Source organism: Larkinella insperata (assembly GCF_026248825.1).
In the GTDB taxonomy this organism is placed as follows: domain Bacteria; phylum Bacteroidota; class Bacteroidia; order Cytophagales; family Spirosomataceae; genus Larkinella; species Larkinella insperata.
In genome coordinates, this window is sequence record NZ_CP110973.1 from 6,041,938 (window position 1) to 6,058,396 (window position 16,459).

General features: G+C 56.8%; 13 protein-coding genes. 6 read left to right on the top strand and 7 right to left on the bottom strand.

All coding sequences use genetic code 11. From position 1 onward, the window contains the following. Positions 1-9: 9 nt before the first annotated feature. The 5 genes from OQ371_RS24305 to OQ371_RS24325 all read right to left on the bottom strand — a co-directional run bounded on the left by OQ371_RS24305 (position 10) and on the right by OQ371_RS24325 (position 7,680). Positions 10-1,455 carry a RagB/SusD family nutrient uptake outer membrane protein gene (locus tag OQ371_RS24305; protein ID WP_265991010.1) on the bottom strand — a complete coding sequence of 482 codons (1,446 nt, stop codon included), beginning with the start codon at positions 1,453-1,455 and terminating at the stop codon, positions 10-12. 30 nt (positions 1,456-1,485) lie between these two features. Beyond that, positions 1,486-4,974, bottom strand: a complete 3,489-nt coding sequence (locus tag OQ371_RS24310) for a SusC/RagA family TonB-linked outer membrane protein (protein ID WP_265991013.1) — start codon at positions 4,972-4,974, stop codon at positions 1,486-1,488. Between the two features lie 29 nt (positions 4,975-5,003). Beyond that, positions 5,004-6,029, bottom strand: coding sequence for a FecR family protein (locus OQ371_RS24315; RefSeq protein ID WP_265991014.1), 1,026 nt, complete (start codon positions 6,027-6,029; stop codon positions 5,004-5,006). Between the two features lie 138 nt (positions 6,030-6,167). Beyond that, positions 6,168-6,764 (bottom strand): RNA polymerase sigma factor, encoded by a 597-nt coding sequence (locus OQ371_RS24320; RefSeq protein WP_265991016.1) that lies wholly within the window; start codon positions 6,762-6,764, stop codon positions 6,168-6,170. Positions 6,765-6,879: 115 nt separating this feature from the next. Next, positions 6,880-7,680, bottom strand: a complete 801-nt coding sequence (locus OQ371_RS24325; protein WP_265991018.1) for a glycerophosphodiester phosphodiesterase — start codon at positions 7,678-7,680, stop codon at positions 6,880-6,882. Between the two features lie 345 nt (positions 7,681-8,025). On the opposite strand from OQ371_RS24325, the gene OQ371_RS24330 reads away from it, so the two are divergent. Further along, on the top strand, positions 8,026-9,222 hold the full coding sequence (locus OQ371_RS24330; protein ID WP_265991020.1) for a Gfo/Idh/MocA family protein: 1,197 nt from the start codon (positions 8,026-8,028) through the stop codon (positions 9,220-9,222). Positions 9,223-9,293: 71 nt separating this feature from the next. Here the strand turns inward: OQ371_RS24330 and OQ371_RS24335 are convergent, their stop codons facing one another. Further along, positions 9,294-10,490: a PQQ-dependent sugar dehydrogenase gene (locus OQ371_RS24335; RefSeq protein WP_265991021.1), complete on the bottom strand. Its 1,197-nt coding sequence runs from the start codon at positions 10,488-10,490 to the stop codon at positions 9,294-9,296. Positions 10,491-10,680: 190 nt separating this feature from the next. On the opposite strand from OQ371_RS24335, the gene OQ371_RS24340 reads away from it, so the two are divergent. From OQ371_RS24340 to OQ371_RS24360, 5 genes are all read left to right on the top strand, one after another. After that, on the top strand, positions 10,681-10,977 hold the full coding sequence (locus OQ371_RS24340; protein ID WP_265991022.1) for a DUF202 domain-containing protein: 297 nt from the start codon (positions 10,681-10,683) through the stop codon (positions 10,975-10,977). A gap of 126 nt (positions 10,978-11,103) precedes the next feature. Then, the gene (locus OQ371_RS24345) at positions 11,104-12,270 is read left to right on the top strand and encodes a sialidase family protein (protein WP_265991024.1); all 1,167 of its coding nucleotides are present in this window, start codon (positions 11,104-11,106) and stop codon (positions 12,268-12,270) included. A gap of 18 nt (positions 12,271-12,288) precedes the next feature. Beyond that, complete coding sequence (locus tag OQ371_RS24350) at positions 12,289-13,476, top strand: n-acyl-d-glucosamine 2-epimerase (protein ID WP_265991025.1); 1,188 nt, start codon at positions 12,289-12,291, stop codon at positions 13,474-13,476. A 21-nt stretch (positions 13,477-13,497) separates the two neighbouring features. Further along, complete coding sequence (locus OQ371_RS24355; RefSeq protein ID WP_265991027.1) at positions 13,498-14,739, top strand: sugar MFS transporter; 1,242 nt, start codon at positions 13,498-13,500, stop codon at positions 14,737-14,739. Positions 14,740-14,916: 177 nt separating this feature from the next. Further along, entirely contained in the window at positions 14,917-15,498 is a 582-nt protein-coding gene (locus OQ371_RS24360) for a DUF4136 domain-containing protein (protein WP_265991029.1), read from the top strand. Between the two features lie 95 nt (positions 15,499-15,593). On the opposite strand, the gene OQ371_RS24365 is transcribed toward OQ371_RS24360, so the two are convergent. Further along, positions 15,594-16,274 carry a fasciclin domain-containing protein gene (locus OQ371_RS24365; protein WP_265991031.1) on the bottom strand — a complete coding sequence of 227 codons (681 nt, stop codon included), beginning with the start codon at positions 16,272-16,274 and terminating at the stop codon, positions 15,594-15,596. Positions 16,275-16,459 lie beyond the last annotated feature (185 nt).

Genomic DNA, 16,459 nt, shown 5'->3' on the forward strand with positions numbered 1-16,459 from the left:
ACGAGAGATTTAATAATTCGGATTCTGGATCAGAACCCCGTTGCTAAGGTCAATCTGACGCTGTGGCAGCGGGAAGTAATAGTGCTTCGGTTTGACGAAGGTCCGGCCGGGTTTAAACGGTCCGCGGTCTTTCTTGTAGTGGGCCACAATGTCAATCAGCTTGGCTTTGTCCCAGCGCATGAGGTCCTGGTGCCGCTCGTTTTCGCCCGCCAGCTCCACCCGGCGTTCGTGCATAATATCCAGCACCGTCGCGTTGGTTTTGGCTTTCAGACCCGCCCGGGTACGAACTGCGTTCAACTCGGCATCCCCGCTCTGCCCCGCCCGGATTTTCGCTTCGGCCACCAGCAGATACACATCCGCCGACCGCAGGAAGGGCGCGTTCAGGCTCTGGCTCATGTCGCCCTCGGGTGTAAAGTTGGTGTATTTGCGGAAGGCATACCCCGTTACGCGCGTCAGGTCGGCCGTAAATTCGGTGGTTCCCTGCGGCCCCCGCTCCACCTTGTCGCCCGGCTTGAAAACCGAGTACGACAACCGCGGGTCGCCCGCTTCAAACTCGTCGACCAGATCCTTGACGGGTTCGTGAAAACCCCATCCGCCGAAGGACTGCGGGGTGTGGTAGTAGGCCGGGGAGTTGTCGGTGGTCCAGCCGGTTTCGTACTGCAGCGAATACAGAATTTCCGGGTTATTTTCGGTGGTCAACTGAAAGTTCTGTCCGTAGTCGCTGGCCAGTTTGTAAGCCGCGTTCGAGGTTACTTTGGTACCGGCCTCGATGGCTTGCGGCCATTTTTCCTCGTAGACGTACAGCTTCGTCAGGAATCCGTTGGCCGCCCCCTGCGATACCCGGCCCGCGTTGGCGGCATCGTAGGAAACCGGCAGCAGACTGGCCGCTTTTTGCCAGTCGGATTCCACCTGCGCCCGGACTTCGGCCAGCGTAGCCTTCGGCTTATTGTAGTTGTTGGCCACCGCGTCGGCTTCCAGAATCAGGGGTACTTCACCGTAAATCAGCGAAAGCCGCCAGTAGACAAAGCCGCGCAGGAAATAGGCTTCGCCCAGCGAACGGTTCCGCAGAGCCTCGTCCATTTGGACTTTCGGCGCGTTGATCAACACGGCGTTGGCCCGCGAAATCACCTCGTATTTGGTCGACCAGGTCAGCAGCAGGTGCGAGTTCGACGCATCAAACGTGAAGAGTTCGAGGGGCGTTTCGTCGGCGTGGTCACCCGCGCGGTTCATGTCGTCCGAGCAGTTGTCGAAAGTATACTCCGTGTGGGCAAAACCGTCTTCGTTCAGCAGGGGCGCGTAAATGGCGTTGGTAGCCGCCACCACGTCATCGCCGTTCCGCCAGAACTGCGCCGAGGTTAGCTGACCGTAGGGCGTCGATTCCAGCAAATCTTCTTTACATCCGGAAGCCAGCGCGGCAAAGGCGAGCATCCCGGCTATTCCAAGTATTTTTTTCATGTCCATTAACTTCTGAATCAACGAAATGAGTTAGAAAGTGAGCGTAGCGCCGATGGTCCAGGTCCGGGCCTGCGGATACTGGGCGTAATCCACGTTCTGTTGGGTGTATTCACCATTGGCCCGGTTACCGCCGACGTACCCCAGCTCCGGATTCAATCCGGAATAGCCGGTAATCGTAAAGACGTTCTGGCCCGTTACATACACCCGCGCCTGCGACATCCGAACGGCCTTCGCCACGTTTTTCGGCAGGCTGTACCCCAGCACAAAGTTTTTCAGCCGCAGAAAATCGCCCCGCTCGATGAACAGGTCCGACGGCCGGAAGTTGCGGTTCGGGTTTTCAATGCTTACGCGCGGAATGCTGTTGCTGGTGTTTTCGCCGTTCCAGCGGTTGGCCGCGTCGGCGTACAGGTTGAAGGAGTAACTGGCATCGAGTCCCTGCATCCGGTCGGCATTGTATACATCCACCCCGCCTACGCCCAGGAAAAACAAGGTCAGGTCGAAGCCTTTGTAGCCCATGCTCGCGTTCAGACCGTAATTGACTTTCGGCTGCGGACTGCCCAGGATGGTCCGGTCACGGTCGTCGATCAGGCCGTCCCCGTTCAGGTCCTTAAACCGCACATCGCCGGGCAGAATCTGGCCCTGCGTCCGGCGGGTGTCGTTGGCAATGTTCGGATCGGCGTCAATCTGTCCCTGGTTCTGGTACAAACCGTCCGACACGTAGCCGTAAAACGTTCCGTAGGGCTGTCCTTCGTAGGTGCGCGTAATCTCCTGCTGGCCCCGGCCGTAGAGCTGTCCCGCCAGAAAGCCACCCGGCGTGGCCAGTCGCGTGATTTTGTTTTTGATAAACGTCGCGTTTCCACTGACCGTAAAGGTAAACTCGCCCACCGTTTTGCGGTACGACGCTTCCAGTTCAAGCCCCTGGTTGCGCATTTCGCCAATGTTCTGGTCGGGAATAGTGGCCAGACCGATGGTACCGACCGAGGGCGGAGACAGCAGCATTTTCTTGGTATCCTTGATGAAGTAGCTGGCCGCAAAGTACAGGCGGTTTTGCAGGAAGCCCGATTCCAGGCCGAAGTTGCTCATCTCGGCGGTTTCCCACCCTATGTTCAGGTTTGGAAGGCGGCTCTGGGCCGATCCGGCCACCTGATTCTGCGTGCCTCCTGATCCGAACGCGTAGCGGTACGACGGGTTGATGAGGGCCAGGTACTGAAGCGGGTCGATGTTCTGGTTCCCCAACTGCCCCCAGCCACCGGTCAGTTTCAGGTTACTGACGGCGGGCAGGGCTTTCTTGAAAAATGGCTCCTCCGACAACCGCCAGCCGAGCGAAAAGGCCGGAAAATAACCCCACTGATTGCCCGGTGCGAAACGGGACGATCCGTCGGCCCGGAACGTGACGGTTGCCAGATAGCGGTCTTTCAGCGAGTAGTTGGCCCGCCCGAACCAGGACGCCAGCGCGTCGTAGCTCCGGCCGCCGTCTTCTCCGGCCACCGACACGATGGTTCCGGCGTATTGCAGGTACCGCAACGTAGGGTCTTCGCTGGCAAAATCGCGGCCCCGCTGCGTCGAGTAAATACCGTTGAAGGTCTGAGACGTGTAACCGGCTACTACGCCCAGGTTGCTTTGCCCAAACTGCCGGTCGTAGGACAGGAAATATTCCTGAAGAAACGACCAGGCCTGACTGTGGTTGAGCGTTAACTGGTTGAACGAGTTGGTCCGGAACTGCTCGGTAACTTTTACGTCAAACGTCCGGCCCTGCGTAAAGGAAGCATCCATGGCGACGTTGGCCCGGGCTTTCAGGCCCTTCAGGATTTCGTACTCACCGGATACATTGCCCAGAAAACGGTTGCGGGCGGTGTTCTGATCCTGCGTATCGACGGTATAAATGGGGTTGTTAATGTCCCCGAACGCGCCGATACCTTTGGTAGAACTGTAGCTGCCGTCGGCGTTGAAAATGGGCAGACCGGGGTGAAACCGAATGGCGCTCCAGAGCAACCCCGTCTGCGAAGACGTGGTGTTGGGGGCGTTGTCGTTGGTGTTCGTAAACTGAAAATTCTGCCCGATCCGGATCCGTTCGCCGATTTTGTGGTCGGAGTTGACCCGGAACGTGTAGCGTTTGTAATACGATTTGCCGATGATCCCGTCTTCGTTGAAGTAACCGCCCGAAATCGAAAACGAGGAATATTTACCCCCGCCCCGCAGCGCTACGTCGTAGTTCTGGGTGGTTCCCTGGCGAAACAGGGCATCCTGCCAATTGGTGCGCTGGGTCTGGTACCGCGAATCCTGCCAGATGGCCGGAACGTCTAAACCGTCGTTGCGGTAGGCTTCCTGTTTCAGACTGGTCAGCGTCGGCGCATCCAGCACGGGCAGGATTTTGATGCGGTCGGACACGCCGACGTAGCCGTTCACCGACACGCTCAGCGGGTTGTCAAACTTGCCCCGTTTCGTGGTGATGATCACTACCCCGTTGGCCGCCCGCGTTCCGTAGATGGCCGACGAAGACGCGTCTTTCAACACGTCAATCGACTCAATATCATTGGGATTAACATCGTTGATGCTGCTGGCCGGAACCCCGTCGATCACGATCAGCGGATCGGCGTTGTTGACCGTTCCCAGCCCCCGGATCCGGATGGAACCGGCATTGCCCGGCGCGCCCCCATTCCGCACGACGTTGACCCCGGCGGCCCTGCCCTGAAGCGCCTGCTGCGCCCCACCCGAAGGCAGGTTCTGAATATCGGCCCCTTTAATTTCGGCCACCGAACCCGTTACGTCTTTCTTTTCCTGCGTACCGTAGCCAACTACCACCACTTCACTCAGCACCTGCGTATCGGTTTTCAGGGTGATGTTGATGGTGGCCTGATTGCCGACCGGTACTTCCTGCGTCACGTAACCGATGAACGAAACCACCAGCGTACCGGAACCGTCCGGAATGGACAACGTGTAGGCACCGGTAGCGTCCGTGGCGGTTCCCGTGGTGGTTCCTTTCAGAACAATGCTGGCGCCCGGCACTCCTTCGCCTTTCTCGTCGGTAACCCGTCCCTTGACCACAAAAGCCACGGAGCGAATCTGGGAAACGCCCTCCCCCGCCGTCGTCAGCAAGGACTGACCAAGGGTCCCATCCAGCCAGTTTCCCACCGATGCCGTCGTAGCGGCTTTACTGGTTTTCAGCGGCTTTACAATGAAGACGTCTTTTTTGACCTGCCGATACGTCAGCTTCAGGGGCGTCAGCAAGACTTCCAGGGCCGACTTGAGCGAACCAGCCTGCGCCCACTGATCCGAGGAGACGTACACCTGATCCAGGGCGTTGGGTGCGTAGCCAAAGGTGACGTTGTACTTGACTTCCAGCGCCTTCAGAGCGTCTTTTGCCAGCAGAGTCGGTTTTGCTCGCTGCGCCAGAACAGCGGATTTGTGTACCGCCAGCATCTGGGCTTCCGCCGGTGCCGTGGTCAGCAAACTACAACAAAGAAGTGGAACGAGCCCGAGCGGACTACGATGCCACGGAATGCGTACTTTGTGAATCATAGGTGGTGAGTGAAGTGGGTTATTAGGGATTACGGCAGCGGTTTAGGACTCAACAGAATACGGTTTTTCTGACGCGTAATTTTTAGGTCGTGGGTTTCCGCCAGCACGTTGAGCAGCAAATCCAGGTCGCGGTTCAGCGCCTTGATGGTCATGGTGTTCTTTTTCAGGACGGGGTCGGAAAACTCCACCGAATAGCCAAAATTGCTTTCAATCAGGTCGGCGATTTCTTCCAGGGATGTGTTGTCAAAAATAAACTGGTGGTCTTTCCAGGCGCTGTAGACTTCGGGCCGGACCTGCCGCCGGACAATCTTGCGCTGTTCGTCTTTCGAAACCTCCACCATCTCGCCCGGTTTCATCAGCAGCGGCTGGGTGCGGTTTTTGACGTACAGCCCCACCTTGCCGGTATTCAAGACCACCCGCGTTTTGGTTTTCTCTCTGGCTACGGTAAACGTGGTGCCCAGCACCTCCACCCGCACACCATCCGAGGTCTGAACGACAAACTTCTGGTGGCTGGTCAGATGCCGAACCGAGAAGAAAGCCTGGCCCTTCAGCGCAATTTCACGGGGCTGATCGGGCGGCCACTGTTTCGCGAATGAAATGGCCGAATTCGCGTTCAGCACCACCGTAGACCCATCCGGCAGTTGCACCGTGCGGGTTTCGCCCTCAGCCGTTGCGTAACGCGTGGTTTGTAGCGCGTCGACCAGCCAGACCGCCGTGGCTACCACCAGGAGCGTGCCCAGAAAAACGGCGGCCCATCGTCCGTACGACTGCCAGAACGTTCTTCTTCCGAGGGCTACCGCTTCGCGGACGGTTTCCTGACAACCGCCCTGGATGGCCTGCCACACCTCGGTCATGGCGTCCGGTGCCGGAGCGGGTTGTGTTATCTGCCAAAGCGAAAGCAACTGTCTGGCCAGCGCCACCTCCCCCGCTTTTTCGGGATGCTCGTTTACCCAGCTTTCCCAGAACGCCTGATGGTCCGGGTCGGACTGCCGGACCCACGCAATAAAAGACTCTTCTGCCGCAAAATCCCCGGCCTTGTAATGATTGTACTTCATGCTTTTTTCAGGGGAACGGACGGACAATCTGGTCCGGTACTCCCCTTCCCAAAGAGCAATGGCGATTCAGGACCGGTTTTACCAGCCTTTTCTTAAAATTTTTAAAAATTTAGGTAAAAAGCCGAATGGGCCGCCGAATCAGGGATACAGCAGGTACCCAACGGTCAGCCAGATGGCGGTGGCGGGCTGGTTCAAATACGCTCGCAGATTTTCGAGAGCCGTGTGCACCAGGTTGTAGACGGTCCGGACCTTAAGGGTCATGATCTCCGAGATTTCGGCGTACGAAAGTCCTTCGATGTAAAGCAGGGTAATGGCTTCCTTTTGTCGGTTCGACAGCCGGTTGATGGCCTGCTCAATCTGTTGCCGCTGCTGGGCGGAAATCTCCGACGCGATGAGATTGAACTCGGGTGAGAAGTTGACTTCTGTGTCGTACGTGTCGGTAAGCGGGTCAATCGAGAGCAGGGGCTTATCCCGCCGGACGGTCTGGTAGAGCTTCCGGCGCATGGCCCGGAAGAGATAAAACTTGATGGAGGTGGTGGCGGATAAGTTCTGACGACTTTTCCAAAGTTCGATAAACAGGTTCTGAATGCAGTCTTTGACCAGGTTTTCGTCGCTGGCAATGTGGTAGCCGTAGTGATACAACACCTTAAAGTACGCGTTGTAAATTTCGGTGAAGGCCGTTTCGCTGCCCCCCCGGAATGCGAGCCACACGGCTTCTTCATTACGCTCAGTCATCAATGCATTGGTTGCCGGCCCTACGGTGGTCAGGTCGTACGCTTTGGTTGCAATATACGGTGATTTAGTCAGAGTTTTTCAGGTCGTCAATTTCCGGTGACACTCCCGGTTCCGGCTAGCGCTGAAAGAACGGATCAAACTCGGAATCGATCTGAACATACTGAATACCGTACGATTTCAACCGACGGATGTCCTTTTTTGCCACTTCCATTAAGTCGGGCACCCGTTGATAGGCCCATTTGTTAATGGCAGCCACCACCATGATTCCGTGGCGACGGGCCCACTGCACCGACTCCTGCGTGAGGGTTTTGGGGCCTTCAAAAAGAAAATAATGAGCAGCCCGGTAGCCCGGCTTTTTCATGTTTTCTTCCAGTTGCTGCCGGGTACAGCTCAGCTTCACTTTGCCGGTGAAATAGGGCGTCGACTCATCCGTGCCAATCATCAGGGCCTTTTCCTGCAACTTGTACTGGCGAAGCAGGGCCACCACCCGGGCAAACAACAGCGTATCGAGCCCTTCGATCTTGTTGTCAAGCATAACCTGCAAATTCTGCTCCTGGCATTCCTGCAACATGCGCTCCAGTGTCTGCGGGGTGTTTTGATCGACGTTACTCACCAGCCCGGCCATGTCCTGCCAGCGGGTCTGGCCGACGGTGCCGGGCTGGCCGTAGAAGCGGGTCAACGTTTTGTCGTGCTGGGCAATCAGTACGCTGTCTTTCGTGAGCCGCATATCGAGTTCGACCATCCAGTAGCCGCGCCGGGCCGCTTCCCGCAGGGCCGAAAGGCCGTTTTCGGTATGGGTGCTATCGACCACCCCGCCCCGGTGACCAATCAGGTTACGGTCAAACAGCTGCGCCTGGCAGACGGATGCGATCACACTAAACGAGAGCGTCAGACGAAAAAAGCGGGTAAGCCACATGGTACAAAACGGTTGGTCGGGTTACGGAAAGATACTCAATCTTTGTAGCCGTTGCCGGGTAAAATACGACAAAGCAAAGGGGTAAATGTACAGGAAACGACAATCCGGCGGGTAACGCCAATGTTAAATTTCGGTTTGTGAACCAAAAAACCGACCCGTCATGGTTCGGTTTGGTTGAGTCAAAGGTCGGCACCTTCCCCAGCAATGCCTGTTTTGGGAAGTGCCGGGGCGCGGGCTGTTGGCTTTTCCGATGCCAGCTGATCCGAACATTTGCCTTTTCTGCGGGTTACAGCCTATAACTATCATTGCTTCAGCATCCTTTTGTAAATCCATTTCAACGCTGTTATGAAATATCCTTTTTTTTCACGTCGTCATTTTATCCACCAGTTAGGAGCGGCTGCCTTCATGGCGCCCGCCGTCGGCTCCCTGGCCCTGCAGAGTTGTCAGGGCAAAAGCGGTGAATCGAAGGCCGAAGAAGCCAGTTCGGAAACCACCAAAACCGGTGCGGAACGCAAACTGGGCATTGCGCTGGTCGGACTCGGCCAATACAGCGAAGGCGAACTGGCCCCGGCTCTGGAAAAAACCGTCAACTGCCGGTTGGCCGGAATCGTGACCAGCACACCCGAGAAAGCCGAAAAGTGGAAAAAGAAATACAACATACCCGACAAAAACGTCTACGATTACAAGACGTTCGACCAGATTGCCGATAACCCCGACATCGATATCGTTTACGTTGTTTTGCCCAACTCGATGCACGCCGAATACACCACCCGGGCCGCCAAAGCCGGGAAACACGTGATTTGCGAGAAGCCGATGGCCATGAATGCGGAGGAGTGCCAGCAAATGATTGACGCCTGCAAGCAAGCCAACCGCCAGTTGTCGATCGGTTACCGGCTGCACTTCGAACCGCACAATCAGGAGATGATGCGCCTGGGCCAGAAAGAAGTCTTTGGAAAAGTCAACCGGATCATTGCCCACAACGGTCAGGTGCAGGACGCCGAAAACCTCTGGCGGCTCGGAAAAGGCATCGGTGGCGGGGGGCCGCTCCGCGATGTCGGTATTTACTGTTTGCAGGGAGCCATTTATACGAAGGGGCAGATTCCCATTGCCGTCTCCGCCAAACTACACCCGGTGACCGATCCCGAAAAGTTCAGCAAGGTAGAAGAAGGCATGGATTTTAGCCTGTATTTCGCCGATGGCACCGTAGCCGAATGCCGAACCAGCTTCAACGATAAATACAATCAGCTCCGGGCCGAAGCTGCCAACGGCTGGTTTGAGTTGTCACCGGCCTACGCCTACGCCGGACTGGAAGGCAAAACCAGCAAAGGCAAGATGGACATTGAGAATGTGCCGCAGCAGGCCCGCCAGATGGACGCTTTTGCGAACTGCATCCTGACGAATACTCCCACCACGGTTCCCGGCGAAATGGGTATGCGGGATGTGCAGCTGATTGAAGCCATTTTCAAGGCGGCAAAAACCGGTCAGAAGGTTCCGACCAAGGATGTGCTTCAGGTCATGGACAAATCCGCCATTCCGAGCTAAACGAACGCTAGAACTGATGATTGAAAGCACCAGGGGCGGGTCGCCCCTGGTGCTTTCAATCATCAGACGGCTTATTTCGGGTTGTAACGTACCTGATAGACCACCCCGGTGGCATCTTCCGCCACGAGCAGCGAACCGTCGGGCATCTGCGCCAGTCCGCAAACCCGGGCAAACTGCCCCCGCTGGTTATCGGTCAGAAAACCGGTGACAAAATCCTCAATCTGCTTGGGCTGGCCTTGCTCAAAGCGCACCCGGACAATTTTGTACCCCGAAGGTTTGGCGCGGTTCCAGGAACCGTGCATCGTCACCAGCGCATCCCCCCGGTAGTCGGCCGGAAACTGCGATCCGGTGTAAAACAGCATAGACATGGGAGCTGCGTGGGCATCGTAGAGCAACACGGGTTTGGTGGTTTTGCGGGCGTATTCTTCGTGCGTCATGCCCTGGGGATCGAAGTGCATCTCAAACTTCCCATCGGCGTAGACGTAAGGCCAGCCGTAATCGGCCCCGTCGGTGATGCGGTTGAGTTCTTCCTTCTGCTCATCGTCGCCCAGCCAGTCGATGCCGTGATCGAATCCCCAAAGTTCTTTGGTTTGCGGGTGCCAGTCGAATCCAATGGTGTTGCGCAACCCTTTGGCGTAAATCCGTCGACGGCTGCCGTCGGCTTTTGCCTGAATCATGGTGGCACTCTCCCCGCTGGTTTCCTTGCAGGCGTTGCATGTGCTGCCTATCGAAACGTAAAGCATCCCGTCCGGCCCAAAATGCAGCGTCCGGTTGCCATGCTGCCCGCCATCAGGCAGCCCTTTCATGATTTCCTGCAGACTGCCCAGCGTTCCGTCGGGTTTGATGGCGGCCGTGTACACCTCGTTGACAGTAATCAGGTACAGCTTGTTATCGCGGATTGTAATGCCGTGCATGTTTTTCCGGCGGGCAACGGTTTTGACCACCTCGGCCTTGCCGTCTTTGTTTTTATCCTGCAGCAGCGTTACGGTTCCGGCTTCCCGGTCGGTCACGTACACGGAGCCATTGGCCCCCACCGCCATCATCCGGGGCTTCCCCAGCCCTTCCGCAAATTTATGGATGGTAAACCCCGCTGGTACAGTAAGCTGCGCCACGTTGGCCGGGGTCGCCTGTAATTGTTTGGGACGGAAGATGTGCCCTTCCATTTCCTGGGCGATCACTTCCTTGTTGCCTTCCTGGGCGATGGACAGAGAAGCCGTCAGCAGAACACCCGCCAACGGCGTTAACAAACGCGCGGTACTTGACTTCATGATTGGTTGATTGATGATTGACTGGTCTCCAAAAACCGCTCTCCGGAACGGGAAACGGGCGCTGGAACATCTACCTAACCGACGGCTTCTCCAAAGGTTTAAATACCGACTAGCGGGTCCTGACCGGGCTTACGGCTGGCCGCTTCATCAACCTGGAAGGACTTTCTGGTCTGCTCCGTGTTATATTGGTATGAAATCATCGGAATTATCCCCTAAAACAACGCTCACGCTCACCGAAATCCTGGCCGCCGACCGCACGCGACTGGCCAACGAGCGTACGCTGCTGGCTTACGTCCGAACCGCGCTGGCGCTGATCATCAGCGGAACCGGCTTTAGCCAGTACCTGGAAACCCCCTGGCTGCGCACGGTTTTCATCGTCTTTATTCCCACCGGCGTTCTGATTTTACTCCTGGGACTGCTGCGGTTCTGGCAGCGCAGGAAAGTCCTGGATCGGTATTCTGAAACGGGCCGGCCGCCGGTTTCTTAGGCGGTGCTGCATCTTTTCAAACGGTTTTAATGCATATTGCGGAACGGTTTTGAGGAACCCAAGACGTTCCGCAACGCCGTGCGCAACCATTTTGAAAACCGTTTTCAACGCTTGTTCTGATCACCCATGATGCTCCTGTCGTTCCTGTCGGTTTGGGGTCTGCTGGCGGGCCAACCGACCGAAACCGCCCCTCCGCCGGGTGAAGTAACCGTTTTTCGCAACGGGGAAAATGGCTACCAGTGTTACCGGATTCCGGCCATTGTGCAGGCCCCGGATGGGAGCCTGCTGGCCTTTACGGAGGGTCGCCGGACCAACTGCGGTGATTTTGGCGATGTAGATATTGTGCTGCGAAAAAGCCGGGACGGCGGGAAAACCTGGGGAACGCCAACCCAGGTCGTGGACTTCGGCCCCAATCAGGCGGGCAACCCCGCCCCGGTTTTTGACCTGACCGACACCCGCTACCCCAACGGACGGCTTTTTCTGCTTTATAACACCGGCACGGCTTCCGAAAACGAAGTGCGCAACGGCAAAGCGATCCGGGACGTTTGGTACAAAACCAGCACCGACGGCGGACAGACCTGGTCCGACGCCGTGAACATCACCCCGCAGGTAAACCGCCCGAACAAGCCCGAGGCCAATCCGGCGTACCGGTTTGCGGAAGACTGGCGCTCGTACGCCAACACGCCCGGCCACGCCCGGCAACTCAGCCGGGGAAAACACCGGGGCCGGATTTTTGTGGCCGCCAACCATTCCTCCGGACCGCCCAAGCCGCAGTTTCGGGATTACCAGGCCCACGGCTTTTACTCCGACGACCACGGCCAGACCTGGAAGCTGAGCCCCACCATCGATTACCCCGGCGGCAACGAAAGCACCGCAGCCGAAACCACCGACGGCGGTGTGCTGATGAACATCCGAAACCAGTCGGGCGACGTAAAAAACCGGCTGCTGGCCCGCTCCCCGAACGCGGGCGAAAGCTGGCAACCGACGACGGTGGCCACCGCCCTGCCCGACCCGGTTTGTCAGGGCTCCCTGATCAACTACCGAACACCCGCCGGGAAAGCCGTGCTGCTGTTTGCCAATCCGAACAGCACAACCCGGCGCGAGAAGCTGACGGTACGGGTCAGCGCCGACGACGGAAAAACCTGGTCGGCGGGTCAGGAAATCTGCCGCGGATCGTCGGCCTATTCGGACCTGGTCGTGATTTCAAATAACATGATCGGGCTTTTATATGAGCGCGATGATTACACTCTGATTAATTTTTCTTACTTTTCGTACGACTGGCTGGAACGCTAGAACCGTACCCTACCCCGCATGAATTCGGCTGACACCTACGCTTCGCTGTACCGGGATGCGCTGCTCAACGACGTAATTCCCTTCTGGCAAAACCACTCCCTCGACCGCGAAAAAGGCGGCTTTTTCACCTGCCTGGACCGCACCGGTCAGGTCTACGATACCGATAAATTCATCTGGTTGCAGGCCCGTCAGGTCTGGACCTTCGCCATGCTCTACAACCGCGTTGAACAGCGACCCGACTGGCTCGACGTATCCCGGCACGGCGCGGAATTTCTGCAGCGGTTTGGCCGGGCCGACGACGGCAGCTGGTACTTCTCGCTGACGCGCGACGGGCAGCCGCTAATTCAGCCGTACAACATTTTCTCCGACTGTTTTGCCACAATGGCCTTCGGACAACTTTCCCTGGCGACGGGCAGCGACGAACAGGCGAACCTGGCCGAGTCGACATTCCGGCAGATTCTGTCCCGGCGCAACAATCCCAAAGGTCGCTGGAGCAAAGCCGTGGCCGGAACGCGCCCGCTGAAGAATTTTGCCCTGCCGATGATTCTCTGCAACCTGGCGCTGGAAATTGAACACCTGCTGGACAACGCACTCGTTGAACAAACCATCGACGAATGCATCCACGAAGTGATGAACGTATTTTATGATCCGGCGCTCGGCCTGATTCGGGAGAATGTCACCCCCGACGGGCAGGTTTCGGATTCGTTCGAAGGGCGGCTTCTGAATCCCGGCCACGCCATTGAAGCCATGTGGTTTATCATGGACCTGGCCGTTCGGCGCAACGACCGCGCGCTGCTCGACCGCGCCGTTCAGATCACGCTTCAGACCCTGGAGTATGCCTGGGATGCGGATTTCGGGGGACTTCTGTATTTCATGGACGCCAACGGCCACCCGCCCCAGCAGCTCGAATGGGACCAGAAACTCTGGTGGGTTCACGTTGAAACGCTCGTCAGTTTGCTCAAAGGCTTCCAGCACACGGGTGATGGGCGCTGCTGGCAGTGGTTTGAAAAAGTACACGACTACACCTGGAAGCACTTCCCGGACCCGGAAAACGGCGAATGGTTTGGGTACCTCAACCGCCGGGGGGAAGTTCTGCTGCCGCTGAAAGGTGGCAAATGGAAGGGCTGTTTTCACATTCCGCGCGGGTTGTATCAGGGCTGGAAAACGCTGGACACCCTTGCAAATCAGCCCGCTATAACCCACTAACCCCGAGAACTGCCCAACCGAATGGCCAATCTACCTACTCAACCTACCGATCTGGCTGAAGTTCCCGACGGTGTCCGGCCCAACTATACGCCCGCGCTTGCGTCACTGGCGGTGCTGTATTTTATGATGGGGTTTATTACCTGCCTGAACGACACCCTAGTTCCTTTTTTCAAAAAAGGTTTCAACCTGAACTACGCCCAGTCGTCGCTGGTGCAGTTTTACTTTTTCCTGACTTACGGTATTATGTCGATTCCGGCCGGAAAAATTGTGGAGCGCCTGGGGTACAAAACGGGGATGGTGCTGGGGTTTGCCGTTGCGGCTTTGGGGGCCGTGCTGTTTTATCCGGCTTCGGCCCTGCACCAGTACGCCCTGTTTCTGGCGGCTCTGTTCGTTATTGCCATCGGGATTGTCTTGCTTCAGGTGGCCGCAAATCCCTACATCACCATCCTGGGTCCGGCCCAAACGGCGTCGGCCCGGCTGACGCTCATTCAGGGGGTGGGTTCTGTGGGAACAACGGTTGCTCCGCTGTTCGGGGCGGTTTTCATTCTGGCCCCGCTGGCCAGTGCTTCCAGCGATGCCATTCGCTATCCGTACCTCGGCATAGCCGCCTTGCTGGCCACAATTGCTCTGGTGCTGGGGCGGCTCCGGCTGCCGGTTTTGAAAGCCGGTGCCAACTCCGAAGCCCTGCCGGATTCGGCCCGCAACCGGGTGTTCAGCTTTCGGAACCTGCGGTTGGGCGTCTGGGGAATCTTTTGCTACGTGGGGGCGGAAGTCGCCATCGGTACGTTTCTTACTAATTACATCGCCGATACGCTGAGCATATCCGAAAAAGAAGCCAACCCACTGGTGGCATTTTACTGGGGCAGTATGCTGATTGGTCGTTTTGCGGGCGCGTTTCTGTTGAAATCGGTTAAAGCATCCACCATGCTGTCTGTTTGCGCCGTTCTGGCGATAACGCTGGTAACGGTTTCGATCGCTGCGACGGGCTATGTGGCAGTCTGGACGATGATCGCCGTCGGCCTGTGCAACTCCGTGATGTTTGCCATTCTTTTCTCGTTGTCGGTTCAGGGTCTGGGACGGCTGACCGACCGGGCGTCGGGCTGGCTGGCCACGGCCATCACCGGCGGGGCCGTGGTTCCGTTTGGACAGGGCCTCCTGATCGACCGGTTTAGCTGGCCCGTGGCGTTTCTCCTGCCCATTGCCTGCTACGTCTACATCCTGTTCTACGGTTTGAACGGCTACAAAACCACCGTCCGCTCCTAGGTTTGCCGTACTCCTCCAACCAGCCCCAACGCCTGAGACACTGTAGTTTATCGCAGACGCCATTTCGGTATTTCTGCTTTCGGCACATCGGAGCCTTTTCCTAATTGTTTTCGCCGTAGGCAGGAACAATACGATGTGGGATCGGTTGAAATAGAAACTATCAACAAACTCAACGTCATGAAGAAAGTATTGATGCTTACCGGATGGGTCCTGCTCATCTGCAGTTGTTCGCGTGTTGCAGTGGACTACAACTCAAAGACCAATTTCAATAAGTATAAAACCTACGCCTGGATGGATTCGGATGTAAAAGCAGGCCAAAATCCGGTGTACTATAATCAACTGGCAACCCAGAACGTCGAAAATACGGTTGACGAGAAACTGGCCGAAAAAGGCTTGAAGCGGAACGACTCCGACCCGGATTTACTGATCGGCTACCACTTTTTTGTTGAAAAGAAAACCCGAACCGTCAGTGACCCTTATCCCTACTATGGCCCTTACATGGGCTGGGGCCGCTGGGGCTGGCGCGGCTGGGGACCGGCCTGGTGGGGCTGGGGCGGCAATCAGACGCGGCAGGAACAATACACGGAGGGAACTGTAGTGGTGGATATGGTGGATACTAAAACCCGGAAGCTCGTCTGGCGGGGGGCGGTCGAAAATGCCATCAACGAACCAACCCGGATTGCCAGTCAACTGCCTAAAGAAATTGACCGGATTATCGAAAAATACCCCGAACGCGGCCGGGCCAACCGGAAAGGATAACCCCTATTGTAGGTAAGAGTTAAAAGTTAAGAGTGATGAGTTACTTTCGCAACGCGAATTTTCAACTCATCACTCTTAACTCTTAACTCTTAACCTTATTTCCCTTTTGGCATCAGGACCGTGTCGATGGAGTGAATGGTGCCGTTGGTGGCTTCCAGATCAGCCCGGTTGACGGTGGCGGAATTGCCTTGCTCATCAGTGATGGTGATAGCGTCCCCCTGTTTGCCGACCGTGAGCGTTCCCCCAGTGACGGTTTTCAGCTTCTGACCATCCTGTAGCTGATCGGAGGCATAATTGCCTTTAACAACGTGGTACGACAGCAACTTCACCAGCTTCGACTTGGCAGCAGGCTGCAACAAACCGTCGAGGGTTCCGGCGGGCAGTTTATCAAACGCTTCGTTCGTTGGCGCAAAAACCGTGTAAGGCCCTTTTCCGGCGGCCTGTTCCGACAGACCCGATACCCGCAGCGCCCGAAACAGCACGGTGTGTTCGGCTGATTTGGCCGCACTGATGGCCAGATCCCGGCCCGTTGATCCCCCTGGTTTCATGCCGCCCCGCGACTCCCGACCGGTTCCCATCGGCCCGTAGGCGTTCGTGTTGCTTTGGGTGGAAACCGAGGTACTGCTTCCCAGAACCCCCGATTGCGGGGTGGTTGTGGCGGGATTCGCGGTTGAATTCGTCCGCGAGGTGGAATCCTGGACGGTCTGTGCCCAGACGGTTTCACTGGCTCCCATCAGCAGCCCTAGCGCCAGGGCGAAAAGTGCTTTCTTCTTCATACTTAGAATGGTTAGGTAGATAAAAACGTTGAGATAATTCCGACATCTTTTAACACAATTCGTCCGGAATTGTTGTCATGATGTTGAGGGACTAACGGGAGGGGCTTGTTGAATATTTTGTTCTTGACCAAAACAGACCGGTAATCTTAGCGTAGACCGGGCGAGCCATTGCATCCTTTAAAAAA